22 protein-coding genes are annotated in these 15,550 nt (G+C 32.0%); all 22 read right to left on the bottom strand.

Going from position 1 to position 15,550, the window contains the following annotated elements:
- Positions 1-6: 6 nt before the first annotated feature.
- From rlmN to N508_RS00460, 22 genes are read right to left on the bottom strand one after another with little or no spacing between them, the layout of a single operon-like run.
- Entirely contained in the window at positions 7-1,047 is a 1,041-nt protein-coding gene (rlmN, locus tag N508_RS00565; protein WP_023276693.1) for a dual-specificity RNA methyltransferase RlmN, read from the bottom strand.
- A gap of 18 nt (positions 1,048-1,065) precedes the next feature.
- Positions 1,066-1,416, bottom strand: a complete 351-nt coding sequence (locus N508_RS00560; protein ID WP_023276694.1) for an STAS domain-containing protein — start codon at positions 1,414-1,416, stop codon at positions 1,066-1,068.
- Complete coding sequence (locus N508_RS00555; RefSeq protein WP_023276695.1) at positions 1,406-2,119, bottom strand: flagellar brake protein; 714 nt, start codon at positions 2,117-2,119, stop codon at positions 1,406-1,408. The genes N508_RS00560 and N508_RS00555 overlap by 11 nt, the downstream gene beginning before the upstream one ends.
- Positions 2,109-2,696 (bottom strand): orotate phosphoribosyltransferase, encoded by a 588-nt coding sequence (gene pyrE, locus N508_RS00550; protein ID WP_023276696.1) that lies wholly within the window; start codon positions 2,694-2,696, stop codon positions 2,109-2,111. Before pyrE ends, N508_RS00555 begins: the two co-directional genes overlap by 11 nt.
- A complete protein-coding gene (gene pyrF / locus N508_RS00545) occupies positions 2,689-3,393 on the bottom strand; it encodes an orotidine-5'-phosphate decarboxylase (RefSeq protein ID WP_023276697.1) in 705 nt (234 codons plus the stop codon). The genes pyrE and pyrF overlap by 8 nt, the downstream gene beginning before the upstream one ends.
- A 57-nt stretch (positions 3,394-3,450) precedes the next feature.
- Entirely contained in the window at positions 3,451-4,224 is a 774-nt protein-coding gene (locus N508_RS00540; RefSeq protein WP_023276698.1) for an RnfABCDGE type electron transport complex subunit B, read from the bottom strand.
- 1 nt (position 4,225) lies between these two features.
- Complete coding sequence (gene rsxA / locus N508_RS00535) at positions 4,226-4,804, bottom strand: electron transport complex subunit RsxA (RefSeq protein WP_023276699.1); 579 nt, start codon at positions 4,802-4,804, stop codon at positions 4,226-4,228.
- Positions 4,804-5,403: an electron transport complex subunit RsxE gene (gene rsxE, locus N508_RS00530; protein ID WP_023276700.1), complete on the bottom strand. Its 600-nt coding sequence runs from the start codon at positions 5,401-5,403 to the stop codon at positions 4,804-4,806. The genes rsxA and rsxE overlap by 1 nt, the downstream gene beginning before the upstream one ends.
- A 1-nt stretch (position 5,404) precedes the next feature.
- Complete coding sequence (locus tag N508_RS00525) at positions 5,405-5,950, bottom strand: RnfABCDGE type electron transport complex subunit G (RefSeq protein WP_023276701.1); 546 nt, start codon at positions 5,948-5,950, stop codon at positions 5,405-5,407.
- Positions 5,934-6,914: an RnfABCDGE type electron transport complex subunit D gene (locus N508_RS00520; protein ID WP_023276702.1), complete on the bottom strand. Its 981-nt coding sequence runs from the start codon at positions 6,912-6,914 to the stop codon at positions 5,934-5,936. Before N508_RS00520 ends, N508_RS00525 begins: the two co-directional genes overlap by 17 nt.
- A 1-nt stretch (position 6,915) precedes the next feature.
- Positions 6,916-8,214 (bottom strand): electron transport complex subunit RsxC, encoded by a 1,299-nt coding sequence (rsxC, locus tag N508_RS00515; RefSeq protein WP_023276703.1) that lies wholly within the window; start codon positions 8,212-8,214, stop codon positions 6,916-6,918.
- The gene (locus tag N508_RS00510; RefSeq protein ID WP_023276704.1) at positions 8,214-8,666 is read right to left on the bottom strand and encodes a deoxycytidylate deaminase; all 453 of its coding nucleotides are present in this window, start codon (positions 8,664-8,666) and stop codon (positions 8,214-8,216) included. The genes rsxC and N508_RS00510 overlap by 1 nt, the downstream gene beginning before the upstream one ends.
- A 1-nt stretch (position 8,667) precedes the next feature.
- The gene (gene glyA, locus N508_RS00505; protein ID WP_023276705.1) at positions 8,668-9,924 is read right to left on the bottom strand and encodes a serine hydroxymethyltransferase; all 1,257 of its coding nucleotides are present in this window, start codon (positions 9,922-9,924) and stop codon (positions 8,668-8,670) included.
- A gap of 31 nt (positions 9,925-9,955) precedes the next feature.
- Positions 9,956-10,387, bottom strand: a complete 432-nt coding sequence (gene rpiB / locus N508_RS00500) for a ribose 5-phosphate isomerase B (RefSeq protein WP_023276706.1) — start codon at positions 10,385-10,387, stop codon at positions 9,956-9,958.
- Positions 10,388-10,404: 17 nt separating this feature from the next.
- Positions 10,405-11,181 carry a TIGR00282 family metallophosphoesterase gene (locus N508_RS00495; RefSeq protein WP_023276707.1) on the bottom strand — a complete coding sequence of 259 codons (777 nt, stop codon included), beginning with the start codon at positions 11,179-11,181 and terminating at the stop codon, positions 10,405-10,407.
- A gap of 2 nt (positions 11,182-11,183) precedes the next feature.
- Positions 11,184-12,119, bottom strand: a complete 936-nt coding sequence (locus N508_RS00490; protein ID WP_023276708.1) for a 3'-5' exoribonuclease YhaM family protein — start codon at positions 12,117-12,119, stop codon at positions 11,184-11,186.
- Positions 12,120-12,398: a DUF4911 domain-containing protein gene (locus N508_RS00485; protein ID WP_023276709.1), complete on the bottom strand. Its 279-nt coding sequence runs from the start codon at positions 12,396-12,398 to the stop codon at positions 12,120-12,122.
- Positions 12,399-12,400: 2 nt separating this feature from the next.
- The gene (locus N508_RS00480; protein ID WP_023276710.1) at positions 12,401-12,790 is read right to left on the bottom strand and encodes a hypothetical protein; all 390 of its coding nucleotides are present in this window, start codon (positions 12,788-12,790) and stop codon (positions 12,401-12,403) included.
- Positions 12,777-13,211 carry a transcription antitermination factor NusB gene (gene nusB / locus N508_RS00475; RefSeq protein WP_023276711.1) on the bottom strand — a complete coding sequence of 145 codons (435 nt, stop codon included), beginning with the start codon at positions 13,209-13,211 and terminating at the stop codon, positions 12,777-12,779. The genes N508_RS00480 and nusB overlap by 14 nt, the downstream gene beginning before the upstream one ends.
- A gap of 4 nt (positions 13,212-13,215) precedes the next feature.
- Positions 13,216-13,677, bottom strand: a complete 462-nt coding sequence (gene ribH / locus N508_RS00470; RefSeq protein ID WP_023276712.1) for a 6,7-dimethyl-8-ribityllumazine synthase — start codon at positions 13,675-13,677, stop codon at positions 13,216-13,218.
- A gap of 21 nt (positions 13,678-13,698) precedes the next feature.
- Positions 13,699-14,907 carry a bifunctional 3,4-dihydroxy-2-butanone-4-phosphate synthase/GTP cyclohydrolase II gene (locus N508_RS00465; RefSeq protein WP_023276713.1) on the bottom strand — a complete coding sequence of 403 codons (1,209 nt, stop codon included), beginning with the start codon at positions 14,905-14,907 and terminating at the stop codon, positions 13,699-13,701.
- 6 nt (positions 14,908-14,913) lie between these two features.
- Positions 14,914-15,549 carry a riboflavin synthase gene (locus N508_RS00460; RefSeq protein WP_023276714.1) on the bottom strand — a complete coding sequence of 212 codons (636 nt, stop codon included), beginning with the start codon at positions 15,547-15,549 and terminating at the stop codon, positions 14,914-14,916.
- Between the last annotated feature and the right edge of the window lies 1 nt (position 15,550).

The following is a 15,550-nucleotide window of genomic DNA, read 5'->3' as shown; positions in this document are numbered from 1 at the left end:
CAAATTTTATACACCTTTATAGTCTGCTGCAAGCTGACCGCAGGCACCTGCAATATCCTGTCCTAATTTTTTTCTGATAAATGCAGTAAGGTTATTATTTATTAAATATTCTTGAAACTGTAATACATTGTTTTCACTTGGTGTTTTAAATTTTGAATAAGGTGAGCCATTATATGATATAAGATTAATTTTTGCCTTTATTCCTTTAATAAGCTGCACAAATTCCTTAGCATGAGCTAATGAATCATTTACACCACCAAGCAAGACATATTCAAGTGTAATGCGTTTTCTTTTATCTAAATCTACATTTTTTAGTGTCTGAATTAAATCATTTAAATGGTTTTTATTTGTTACAGGCATAATAGAAGCTCTTATTTTTTCATTTGGAGCATTAATTGAAACAGCAAGATTAACAGGGGATTCCATTTGAAAAAACTTTTTAATACCGCTAATTAAACCTGATGTAGATACTGTGATTTTCCTGTGAGAAAATCCAAAAGCTTCATCATCTAATAATATAGTAAGAGCTTTCTTTAAATTATCAATATTATCAAGTGGTTCACCCATACCCATAAATACTAGATTTAAAAGACTTTCGTCAAAAAGCTCTTCTGCACTTTTTCTTAAAGCTGCAACCTGAGCTAATATTTCACCAACAGTTAAGCTGCGTTTAAACCCAACAGCACCAGCTGTAGCACAAAATTTACAACCCATACGGCAGCCTACCTGAGTAGAAATACAGCCAGAAATTCTGCTGCCATCACTTAATAAAACTGACTCTATACTTTCACCATCTTCTAATCTAAAAAGAAATTTAATAGAGCCGTCACTAGAAGTAAGTCTTTTAACTTCCACAAAATAGGTAAATTCATATTCTGATGATAATTTTTCCCGCAGAGACACAGGAATATTAGTCATCATATCAAATGATGTAACATTATTGTGATAAAGCCAGTTATATATCTGTCTACCGCGAAAAGACTGCTCAGAAAAGTTTATAACAATTTCTTTTATTTCTTCTGCAGATAAACAATCTATTTTTTTCATATATTTACCAAAACTTTTTTATTTTAAAAGTTTAGCTTTAGCTTCTTCATCATCACCGACAATAGTAAAAAGCCTGTTTAAGTTAGTATGAACAAATATTTTATAAATATCATCACTAACATTAGAAAAAATCAGACTTTTGTCTTTTTCTTTTAATACTTTAAATAATTGTATTAACTCCCTTAAACCACTTGAGTTTAAATATGTTATATCAGAAAAGTTAATAACAACGCTATCAACTTCACCAGATATACCCTCAATATAAACTTTTAACTCTTCACCATTAAAAGAATCAATCTCATGAACTGGGAATATAAATTCTACTTTAAGATTTCCCTCCACTGTTTCACGCTGACTATTAAAAGACATTTTTCCTCCTAAAATTATCTGTTAATCTTTCTTTATCATGTTGACGCTGAAAAACACACCTTATTATTTTGTCTCTAACAGATTCTGTTAAAGATGTAAACATTATTCCAACAGCATGTCCTTCTTCTTCCACACCTATATATCTTATTACTTTAGCACAAACCTTTTCAATATCATCTACAAGACCGCTTAAATCTATCTCTAATACATCATCTTTGTCTAAAAATACTGGGCTGATTAATTTCATTCCACCGCCTGAAAGGTCAGTACATGTCATTGTTACAACATCATTTTCTTTATAATTACTATCATTAAGTCCATTTGCCACATTTATCAGTTTTACAGGTATTCGCCTAAGCATTTCTACTCTGTAAAATGCCCGCATTTCATTTCTTTGAATACTTGCAGGCAACTCAATAGCTAAAAGAGTAATATTCTCTTTTATAATACCTATTGGTTTAGTTGTAAAGAAATACTTGCCATTTTCTATTGTAAACATAAACTCTAATTCAGTTTTTTTTGTTACAATAAGATTTTTACCATTGTCTGTTGGAGGAAGTATTGTAAATGATGTATCATAAACATTATTTACTTTTGTAACAAACAGTCTTTTTGTACCACTTACTGCCACCCAAAGCTTCAGTTCTGCTTTAATAAGTTTTTTGACAGCAGTAATTATTTCCATAGCTGTTTCATTTTGCAAAAACACGGCTTCCAGGTTTTACACAAGGAATACCTTCTTTACACATTGGACATTCTTCTACATTGTAGCTTTTTACATCAACAGCTGCAAGCGGATAAAAAGGAACTGTAAAGCCAGCTGTTCCAGAGCTTCTATCAATAATAGATGCAATACCAGTAACAATACCACCAGCTTCTTCTACTGCTTTTATACATTCTTTTGTAGATTTGCCAGTAGTAACAACATCTTCTGCAACTAATACTTTTTCACCTTTTTTTAATGTAAACCCACGGCGAAAAGTCATAATTCCATCAACTCTTTCAGTAAAAAGAGTTCTTTTATTCATTTGAGATGCAAGTTCATATCCAAACCTGATACCACCTATTGCAGGACTAACAATTGTTGTAAAATCTAAATCTTTTAACATATCAACTAAACCACTGACAACTTTTTTTGCATTAGCAGGGTCCTGCATGATACATTCAGATTGAAGATAAGCATCAGAATGAAGACCTGATGAAAGAAGAAAATGTCCTCTCAATAAAGCTCCATGTTCTTCATAATTTTTAATAACTGTATCACTATTCATATTATTCATTAATCTCCTTTAAAATTAATTCTGCTGCATAAGCAGGGTCTTTAGCTGCTGTAATAGGTCTGCCTATAACTATATAATCAGAGCCAAGATGTAGAGCATCTTTTGGTGTAACAACTCTTTTTTGGTCAGTAATATCTGCTCCTGCAGGTCTGATACCTGGTGTTACAGTAATAAAATCACTTCCTAAATTTTCTTTAATGATTTTTGTTTCTTTTGCACTAGAAACAACACCATCAAGACCGCATTCCTTTGCAAAACCTGCAAGTTTTAATACATAACCTGCAGCCGAAAAATCATTTATGCTGTATTCAATTAAATGATTGTCATCCAGACTTGTAAGCACAGTAACACCTATTAATAACGGCTTTGCAAGGTTTTTCCTGCTGCATTCATTTTGCAGCTCTTCCACACATTTCTGCATCATCTGCTTTCCACCCTGAGTGTGAATATTAATAATATCTGCACCATAATTAGCAGCTGCAGAAACAGCACGAGAAGCAGTATTTGGTATATCATGAAATTTTAAATCAAGAAATACTTTTTTATTTTCTGATTTAAGCCAGTCTATAATAGAAGGACCACTTGAAACAAAAAGCTCTAAACCTACTTTATAATAAAAAATATTTGAGCCTACTTTTTTAACAAGCTCTTTAGCTTTATTAATATCATCAAAATCAAGTGCAGCAATTATTTCCATATTAAACCCTGTTTACTATTTTGTATCACATTATCACATTATTTTAAAAACTTCAATTTATATTTTTATTGTATCACTTGGACATACTTCTATACATTTACCACAGTTTACACATTTATTATAATCTATTGAAGCAAGAAAATTATTTACATGAACAGCATTATATTCACAAGCTTTTTCACATAATTTACAGCCAATGCAGCCTGTATTGCAAAACTTTTTCTGAAAACCACCTTTTTCTATTGAAAGACATGCAACATTTAACTTATGCTCACTTTCTAAAAAAATTAAATGTTTAGGACATTCTGCAACACATAATCCACAGCCTGTACATTTTTCATAATCAACTTCTGCAAAGCCATTTTTGCCAATATGCACAGCATCAAAAGGACATACTTTTTCACATGTTCCACCACCAACACATCCATATTTACATGCTTTTATTCCACCATCATACTGACTCATTAAAAGGCAGTCATTAGGTCCAAAATATTCATACCTGTTTTGACAGTTTATACCACCAGAACACCTAATATACGCTTTTTTCTTTATGTTTTCAGTGCTTTCAAGACCTAATATATTTGATATATTTTTTATTTCATTATCCTTTAAAGCAGCACAAAGGCTTACTGGAGCACTGCCTTCACAAATTGCTTTTGCCAAAGCTGCACAGCCTGCATATCCACAGGCACCACAGTTTGCACCAGATAACATATCTTTTATTACTTCTATCCTTTCATCCTTTGAAACATGAAAATATTTAGAAGCAAATGCAAGACTACTGCCTGCAATGAAACCTATAATTCCTAATACTAATACAGCATATATCATATTATTTAACCATACCTGCAAAACCCATAAAAGCAAGAGAAAGTATACCTGCCATAATAAAGACTATTGGCATGCCCTGAAAATATTTAGGCACAGTAGAATAATATATTCTTTCTCTTAAACCTGCAAATAAAATTAGAGCAAGTCCAAAACCAGCAGCTGTTCCAAAGCTGAAAATAAGCATTTCTATAAATGAATATTTAAACTGCACATTTAATAATGCTATGCCTAAAACTGCACAGTTAGTTGTAATTAATGGTAAATATATACCTAAACCAGAATAGAGTTCAGGAAGAGTTTTTTCTATTACCATTTCTACAAACTGCACAAGTGATGCTATTATTAATATAAAAACTATTGTTCTCAAATATTCAATAGATAATGGCACTAATACATATTTATCTATTAAAAAAGAAATAATAGAAGAAATAGTCATTACAAAAGCAACAGATAAACTCATACCCACAGCAGTTTCTGTGCTTTTTGATACTCCCATAAATGGGCATATTCCTAAAAATCTGCTTAAAACTATATTATTCACTAATGCAGCACCAACAAAAAGAAGAAATAAATGTTCCATTATTTTTCACCTTTTATTCTGCTGTCAATAAACTGCTTGCCTGCAAACAAAAAGCCTAAAAATAAAAATGCACCTGGCGGCATAACAGCTATTAAAAGCGGATTATAAGAAGAAAGCATTACAGATATATTAAAAAATGTGCCTGCACCTATAATTTCCCTGAAAGAGCCAAGTATGAATAATGCTATTGTAAATCCTATACCTACACTTAAACCATCAATTAAAGAATATAGTGGTGTATTTTTTGATGCAAAGGCTTCTGCTCTGCCTAATACAATACAGTTTACAACAATTAATGGTATAAATATTCCTAAAACTTTATGCAGTGAATAAAAGTTTGCTTTCATCATCTGGTCAATAATTGTAACAAAGCATGCAATAATTACAATATATGCTGGAATTCTTACATTTTTAGGAATATATCTTGCAATTAATGATATAACCAGATTAGAGCCTGTTAAAACAGCAGTAGTTGCAAGCCCCATACCAAGAGCATTTACTGCACTTGTTGTAACTGCCAAAGTAGGACAGAGACCAAGCATCTGTTTAAAAATAGCATTGTTACTGTATAAACCATCTTTTATAATGTTTTTTACCATATCATTTACCTATCATACCATTTATAACTGTTAAACTATCCTTAACACCTGCAGCTACTGCCCTTGGGCTGATTGTTGCACCACTAAACTGCTCAATTGTGCCACCATCTTTTTTTACAGCTATCTTATCATTTACTGTAAATCCTTGAAATAAGTCTAAAAATGACTTATTTGTTATTTTATCTCCAAGACCAGGTGTTTCTGAATGATAAATTATGGCTATGCCATATACTGCACCTTTACTGTCTGTGCCTGTTAAAATAGATATTGCACCACCATAACCTTGTGTATTAATAATATTTACTGCATAACCTGTAATTGTTCCGTTATCTTTTGCAACAAATACTTTTTGATTATTTATAATTTCATAATCCTTATCTGGCTCATTATTATGATAAGGCAGTATAGATTTAAAAGCATTTAAAATTTCCTGCCTTTCCTGATAAGCTATCTTATCTTTTGTAAAAGAATATGATAATGCAAGCATAATACCTGCTGATACCGTAATTATTGTTATGGTAAATACAGATTTAAAAAAGCTGTTCATCCCTATCTCCAAACACTTTTGGTCTAAAAAATTTATCAAGAATAGGTGTAAAAGCATTCATAATTAATATTGCAAACCCAACACCTTCAGGATAGCCGCCATAAACCCTGATACATACAGTTAATATGCCGCATCCTATACCAAAAAGAATTTTACCTGCCCTAAACATTGGGCTTGTTGCATAATCTGTTGCCATAAAAAAAGCACCCAGCAGTAAACCACCATTTAATATATGACTGTATGACGAAATAGTAATATTAGAATTTATACTTGATAAAACAAAAGTAAATACAAACACTGTGCCTATAAAAGATACAGGTATATGCCATGATATTATTCTTTTATACATTAAAAACAAACCACCAATGATTAAAGCAAGTGGAGAAATCTCCCCTAAAGAGCCTCCTGCTGAAATTAAAAGCTGGTGATAATCTATATTTATATGATTAATAATACCATAAGCTGATAAATCTGTTTTTGCATTTCCAAGTATTGTAGCACCACTTAATACATCTATATTAGAATAAAGCGGTGCTTGAAATGAAGTCATAAGTGCAGGAAATGATACTAAAAGCACTATTCTGCCTGTTAATGCTGGGTTAAATGGATTTTGACCTATACCACCAAATACCATTTTTGCAACTATGATTGCAAAAAATACACCAATAAAAGCAGTCCATAAAGGTAAATTTGGGGGCAGAGTAAGAGCAAACAAAAGACCTGTCAATACAGCACTTAAATCATTTATTGTAGTTTTTATGCCTTGAATTTTACAAAAAATATGCTCTAAAAATACAGCAGAAATTATGCAGGCTGCATACAATGTAAAAGCATATAAACCATAATTTATAATAGATATGATAACAGCAGGTAAAAGCGAAATAATAACAAAAAGCATTATTTTAAATGTATCCATACTGCTTCTTATATGAGGAGCAAAAGTAACATTCATTAACTGTTTCATATTATTTATTTTCCTTTTTTTTAGCAAGAAATACAGCGGCTTTTTTCTTACCTGCTTTTATAGTTTCTGCTAAAAGTCTGCCTGATGGACAAATATATGAACAGCAGCCACACTCTATACAACTCATAATTTTTTCATCAACATTTTTTTCAACCATATTATGTAAGAAATTCCGCTCTAATTCTATAGGAATAAGACCCATTACACATACTTCACTGCATTTACCACACCTAATACATGGCAGAATGTTATGTTTTTCCTGATTTTTTAAAAGCAGCACTCCACCGGTAGTTTTAATTACAGGTATATCAAGAGAAGCAACAGAGCCTCCAGTCATAGGACCGCCAAATATAACTTTATGACCTTTTTTATATTGATTGCCAGTTCTTTCTAAAAATCTTTTAACGGGCACACCAACAGGCATAATATAGTTTGCTGCATTTTCTACTTCACCAGCAACTGTTACAATTCTTTCAAAAAGCGGCTTAGAAAACACAACTGCTTCATATAATGCATTTACTGTTGCAACATTCTGTATTAATACTCCTATATCTGCAGGCAGTCTGCCAGAAGGAACAATACGACCTAACACAGAATAAATTAACTGTTTTTCTCCACCCTGCGGGTATTTTGTTGGCAGAGAAACAATATCTATATTATACTTTTGTGACTGCTGCTTTAATATAGTAATACAGTCTTTTTTATTATTTTCAATTGCAATAATACATGAACCTGCTTTAACATGCTCTTTTATCATTTTAGCTCCAGCAAGTATATTCTCACTTTTAATACGCATTAAAGCATGGTCACACATTAAATAAGGCTCACATTCTGCACCATTAATTATAACTGTATCAATTGGTTTATTAGGATTTAATTTTATATATGAAGGAAATCCTGCACCACCAAGCCCTACTATTCCTGCTTTGCGGGCTATATCAGATAAATCACTTCCACCATCTAATTTTTTAAAATTAGACACATCATCATTTAAAGCACTTATTGTGCAACCATTAAATTCACCTATTGCAGGATGATAAACTGTTGATATATCAATTATTTTACCATTTACAGGACTATGTATTCTTGAAGATAAACCTGCACCACACTCTGCCAAAAGCTGACCTCTTTCTACTTCATCACCAATATTTACTATTGCAGACGCAGGCGAACCTATATGCTGAACAAAGGGGATGAAAAAATCATCCCCTTCCATAATTGTAAAATTTCTAACAAACGATATATCAGATGTTTTATGTGCATCTGGATGAATACCGCCTTTTAAATAAAATTCTGTCATTATTTTTCTTTTTTATACTGCAAAATACGAATATCAGTATCTCTTAATAATTCATCCGCCAAACTGTCTTCATAATATTCTTCATAGACTATCTTTGCAATTTTTGCATTAATAATCATTTTTGTACATATTGAGCAAGGTTTAGTTGTGCAGTAAATAGTTGTCCCTTCTGTTGAAATACCATAAAGAGCTGCCTGAATAATTGCATTTTGCTCAGCATGAAGTCCTCTGCATAATTCATGGCGTTCTCCGCTAGGCACATTAAGTTTTTGCCTGAGACAGCCCGTTACTTCACAGTGAGTAACACCAGTTGGTGCTCCATTATAACCTGTAGCAATAACTCTAGTGTTTTTTACCAAAACTGCTCCAACATGACGGCGTAAACATGACGAACGAGTAGATGTGAGTTTTGTCATGTCCATAAAATAGTCATCCCAGCTGGGTCTATTCATATTAGTATAACCTTCCTTTATATAAAGGGTATGCAGCACAGAGTTCTTTTACTTTTCCTTTAACTTCTGCTATTTTATTATCATTATTAATATTTTCAAATACATCAACAATATAGTTACCAATTAGTTCCATTTCTTTTTCTTTCATACCTCTTGTAGTAACTGCTGGAGCACCAATACGAATACCGCTTGTTACAAATGGAGATAATGTTTCAAAAGGAATAGTGTTTTTATTAGTTGTAATATTTGCTTTATCAAGAGCTATCTGACAGTCTTTACCTGTTAAGCCTTTAGATTGAACATCTATTAAAACAAGGTGGTTATCTGTGCCACCTGAAACTATACGAAAACCTCTGCTTTTAATTGTTTCAGCAAGCTGTTTAGCATTTTTAACAATCTGAGTTTGATATGTTTTAAATTCATCGCTTAAAGCTTCTTTAAAAGCAACAGCTTTACCAGCAATTACATGCATTAATGGACCGCCCTGCATACCCGGAAATACTTGAGAATTAATAGCTTTTTCATACTGAGCTTTTGCAAGTATCATACCGCCTCTTGGACCTCTTAATGTTTTATGCGTAGTAGTTGTAACAATATCAGCATAAGGAACTGGGTTTTCATGAACTCCTGCTGCTACAAGACCAGCAATATGAGCCATATCAACCATTAATAAAGCACCTACTTTATCAGAAATTTTTCTAAACTCAGCAAAATCAATAGCCCTAGGATATGCACTAGCACCAGTAATTATTAACTTTGGTTTATTTTCAACTGCTAATTTTTCAACTTCATCATAATCAATAGTTTCTGTATCTTTAGTTACACCATAAGGAATAACATTAAAAAATTTACCAGAAAAGTTTACAGGGCTTCCATGAGTTAAATGACCGCCATGAGATAAATTCATACCTAAAATAGTATCACCGCTTTGTAATACAGAAAAATATGCACCAAAGTTTGCCTGACTGCCAGAATGTGGCTGCACATTAACATATTCTGCACCAAAAAGTTTTTTTGCTCTGTCAATTGCAAGCTGCTCTGCAACATCAACAAACTCACACCCGCCATAGTAGCGTTTTGCAGGATAACCTTCTGCATATTTGTTAGTCAAAACAGAGCCAACTGCTTCTAATACAGCAGGGCTTACAAAGTTTTCACTTGCAATAAGCTCAATATGCTCTTCCTGACGGTTTGCCTCTTTCATTAAGGCATCATAAATTTCTGGGTCAAATTGTTTTACATTTTCGTAAAGGCTCATTGTTTTCAAACTCCTTAAAGGGAAAATTATACTAATCTATATCTAATTTGCATATACGGCGTTCATGTCTGCCGCCTTCAAATTCTTCTTTTAACCATTCTTTTATCATTTCTTTGGCTAAAGGTATTGCTACAATATTAGCTCCCATTGCTAAAACATTAGCATTATTATGTTGACGACTTAACCTTACACTATATATATCTGAGCATAAAGCAGCTCTTATACCTTTGTGTCTGTTTGCTGCAATTGATATGCCTATACCTGTGCCGCATATAAATATTCCACGCTCTGCTTTGCCATCTAATATAGCAAGTGCAGCAGCATTTGCATAGTCTGGGTAATCACATGATTCTTTTGAATAAGTACCGCAGTCAATTACATTATGGTTTTCTGATTCTAAAAATGTTTTTATATCTTCTTTTAATGTAAACCCTGCATGGTCTGATACTACAACAATATTCATATTAACCCCAATATTTTCTACATTTCTTCTTCTGGATATATTTCACTAATCAGTTTATAATCTCTTATAATATTATCATCATCTATTGTAAAGGAAAAACCATTAAACATGATATTCCCTTTAGTTTCCACAGTAAACCTGTGAGGTATTTGGGTAATAAATCTTTCTATAATATTTCCTGCTTCCATACCTAAAACTGAACATTCAGCTCCACACATTCCTGCATCAGTTATATAAAGTGTATTAGTATCAATCATCTTTAAATCATTTGTCTGCACATGTGTATGTGTGCCGCAGATAACATTTGCCCTGCCCTTTGCAAAATATCCAAATGCTTGTTTTTCGCTTGTTGCTTCACCATGAAAATCTACTAAAACAAAAGCATCATCAGGTATTTCTTTATATATATTATTAAATGTTTCAAAAGGACAGTTGCTTGTGTATAAAAATACTCTGCCAATAAGATTTATTACACATATTTTTTTATTTAAAACATCAAAAATTTTATAGCCTGCTCCTGGAAGTTTATTTGATAAATTAGCAGGTCTTATAAATACATCCCAGTTATTAATAAGTGATAATGTTTCTTTTTTATCCCATGTATGATTGCCTGCTGTCATAGCATTTATACCAGTATCTTTTAATTCATGATATACTTTGTCTGTTATGCCAAAACCTGCAGCAGAATTTTCCACATTACCAATAATAAAATCATACTGATTATGAGATAAATGATTTTTAACAGCTTTCCTGCCACTTCTGCCTACAATATCACCAATAAAAAGCAGTTTCATATTTATTCCTCAGGTATTAAACCATGATTATAAAACTGACGCTCTAATATTCTGTCATACTGGCTCCAGCCGCCTTCTTCAACATTTTCTCTTTCAAATGCCATATTAAATGAATTTATTCTTGCATCTATATTATCAACATAATGCAGAATAAAAGCTTCTTTTGTTTTTGGCCGTTTTGGAGAGCCATATTCTAATAAACCATGGTGGCTTGCTATTAAGTGAATAAGTAAATCTCGTGCTTTTTTTGGAAAATCAGGTATACTTTCAATATATTTATCAACCATATTTATACCAAGCAGTAAATGACCTAAAAGTTTGCCTTCATCTGTATATTCAAATGAATTATCTATATCAATTTCTTGAATTTTACCTATATCATGAAACAATGCACCCATAACAGTAAGCTCTTTATTAACATTTTCTTTTCCATAAAAATCACATATTAATGCAGATAATTTTACCATAGATAATGTATGCTCTAATAAGCCATGAATATAAGCATGATGAACACTTTTAGCAGCAGAAGATTTTTTAAAAAGAGTATATGCTGCCTTATCTGCATAAAAAGCATTGCAAAGGCTTTTAAAATAAGAACTTTTAATATGCTTCTGCAAAACAGCCTTTAATTCATCTTCCATAGCTTTTGCATCTTTATCAGATTTTGGAAGAAATTCATTAGCATCTTCCCCTTCAAGTAAAACCATATCACTGACTTTTAGCTGAGTTACACCATTATACTGCTGCAAAGCTCCTGTAACATTCACCACCTGACCTCGTGCAGGTTCAAAAGAAAGTTTGTTACTGTCAAACATTATAGCATTCATACTACCGCCATCTGTATCTGTAAGAGTCATACGAATAAAAGGTCTGTTATCCTTAGTTGTATTTGTAACAAGGTTAAAAATCATATATTTTTTTGTAATTCCTAAATCCATTTATATCTCCCTTCCCTGCAGTGCAAATTCATCTACATTCTCAGATTTATCAACTATAATATCAGTTATGGATAAACCTTCCTGCTGCAATGCCTGCATTACTTCTAATGTAGTATTATACACAGAGTTTGTTGTAAATACAGCACAGTTGCATTTTTCTTTATCAATAGTGCGTATCAGCCCTAATCCACCATAAGAATCTAATATAGAATTTACAATAATAATATCTTCTTTATTACAGGAGAAACATATTCTTATTGTATAAAATTCATTATCCACTGTTATATACACCCAAAATTCATTAATATTACATCAACATTTTCAAGTTTAGCAGCAATAGATGCTATATTAAAGTGTATTGAATTTTCAAGATATATTCTCTCAAGTTTTAAATTATTTACCATATCTAAAAAAATATGGTGGTTTCTTTGCACTTCTTGAAAATCTAATAAAAATACACCTTTTTCAAAAAATATATTATCTTTTTTAAGATATATTTTTGTATCAAACTCTAATCCTTCTAAAGATGAAGATACAGCACCATGGGAAAAGAAATCTATTCTGCTGGAGCCGCCTCGTGGACGGTTATTAATAAAATCATAATCAATAATTGCAGGACTGTATTCAACCTTACCAAAATCAATAATAAGTTTTTCTTTATTTTCTTCCATTATCAAACTCTATGGAAAATTTATTTTTTACATTTTCTAAAATACCATTTACAAAAGAGGCAGATTTTTCATCTCCATAACTTTTTGCTAAAGTAACATAATCATCAATAACTGCATAATATGGAGCATCTCCCTCAAAAAGTTCTGATACACCAAGCCTTAAAATACATCTTTCTATTGCACCTATTCTATCAATAGTCCAGTTTTTATTAATAAGCTCAGATATTATTGCTTCATCTTTTTCTTTATTTTTATATGCAGTTTCAAAAAGTTTATCTGCAAAGCCTAATATTTCTTCAGTTACATCTGCATATTCAAGCCTGAAAGATGATTTTGTTTCACTAACAGAGTTGTCTGCCAAAGTAGCACTATAAAGCATTTGTATGGCGTAATCACGCCCTTGTGTTCTTTTTCTTTTCATTATATTATATACCTTTGTAAAGGTTTATCATTTCTAATGCAGCCATAGCAGCATCGCTGCCTTTGTTACCTGCTTTTGTTCCTGCTCTTTCAACAGCCTGCTCAATAGTATCAGTTGTTAATACACCAAATATTACAGGAATATTATACTTCATGGAAACAGAAGCAACCCCTTTTGATACTTCTGCAGCCACATAATCAAAATGTGGAGTAGAGCCTCTTATTACTGCACCTAATGTAATTACAGCATCATATTTACCGCTTTCAGCAATTTTATTACATACTGATGGGATTTCAAAAGCTCCTGGAACTCTGTATAAATATATATCATCAGTATTAACATTATGGCGGAGTAATGTATCTTCTGCACCGCCAATTAATTCTTTAGTAATAAATTCATTAAATCTTGAAGCAACGATTGCTATTTTAATACCTTTTCCGTCAAAATTTCCTTCAAACACTTTCATTTTTATCCTCTCAATATTTTCTTATATATCTAAAAAATGACCTAGTTTTTGTTTTTTTGTCTGCATATATTTTATATTTTCTCCGCCTATACCGCACTGAATAGGAACTCTTTCCACAATTTCAATACCATATTTTTCAAGACCTGAAAATTTTCGTGGATTATTAGACATAAATCGCATTTTATTTACACCCAGTTTTCTTAAAAGCTGAGCTCCAAAAGAATAATCTCTTTCATCATCTAAAAAACCAAGTTTAATATTAGCTTCTACCGTATCATAACCTTTATCCTGCAGTTTATAAGCCTTTATTTTATTTAAAAGTCCTATGCCTCTGCCTTCTTGAAACATATATAAAATAACCCCTCTACCTTCCTGCTCTATCATCTGCATAGCAGTATGCAGCTGGTTGCCACAGTCACACCTTAAAGAAGCAAATCCATCACCAGTTAAACACTGAGAATGAACTCTTACAAGCAGCGAGTTGCCGCCTTCAATATCACCTTTAATTAATGCAACAGCTTCTTTACCATCTGCTTTATTTTGATATCCTTCTATTCTAAATGTTCCAAATTCTGTTGGAAGAATAGCTGATGATACTTTTTCTATTAAATTATCATTTATTTTTCTATATTCTATTAAGTCTTCAATAGTCAATATTTTTAATGAATGACTGCGGGCAAATTTTTCTAAATCATTCATTCGTGCCATTGTGCCATTATCATTCATTATTTCACAGATTACACCAGCATGATTTAATCCTGCAAGGCGTGATAAATCAACAGAGCCCTCTGTCTGACCAGGACGCACTAATACTCCACCATCTCTTGCCCTTAAAGGAAATATATGACCCGGTTTTATTAAATCATTTTTTTTAGAAAGTGGATCTGCAAGCACTTTTATAGTTTTTGCTCTGTCAAAAGCAGAAATACCTGTTGTAATACCATGTTTTGCTTCAACTGATACTGTAAAAGCTGTTCCAAATCTGCATGCATTATTAGACGACATTTGCTCTAAACCAAGAGTATCACATCTATCAGCACTTAAAGCAACACATATAAGCCCTTTTCCATAAGTTGCCATAAAATTAACTTTTTCAGGTGTAACAAAATCAGCAGCAAATACTAAATCACCTTCATTTTCACGAGATTCATCATCAGTCAAAATTATCATACCGCCAGATTTTATTATATTTATTGCTTCTTCAACGCCTGCACGAACACTCATATCCATTATTAACTACCTTTTAAAACCCAATATCAGCGATTTTAATTTATCATCTTTTTCTTCATCATAAACCATTTTTTCTACATATCTTGCAATAATATCTGATTCTAAATTAACTATATCACCGTTTTTTTTATATTTTAAGTTTGTATTTTCAAAAGTATGTGGAATAACAGCCACTTCAAAACTGTTACTGTTAACATCTGCTGCTGTTAAACTAATACCATCTACTGCTATGGAGCATTTTGATACGATATATTTATCTAGATAATCAGGATAGCTGATAAATAATCTATAAGAGTCTCCATATTTAGTAATGTTTAATATTCTGCCTGTTCCATCAACATGACCTTGAACAATATGACCACCAAGCCTTGATGATAAAGTTAATGCTCTTTCTAAATTAACAACACTGCCACTTCTAATATTATTAAGTGATGTTTTTGCAATTGTTTCATAACTTATATCCGCTTCAAAAAAACTGCTTCCAAAGCTAACGGCAGTCAAACATACACCATTAACAGCAATAGAATCACCTAAAAGTAAGCCATCAGTTACTTTACTACATTCTACTTTTAGTTTCAAACTTTTATCGCCTTTTATCAAGGCACTTACTTTTCCAAGTTCTTCTATTATCCCAGTAAACATA

The sequence above is a fragment of the Mucispirillum schaedleri ASF457 genome, assembly GCF_000487995.2.
GTDB lineage: Bacteria > Chrysiogenota > Deferribacteres > Deferribacterales > Mucispirillaceae > Mucispirillum > Mucispirillum schaedleri.
This window is presented reverse-complemented; position numbering and strand designations above follow the sequence as displayed.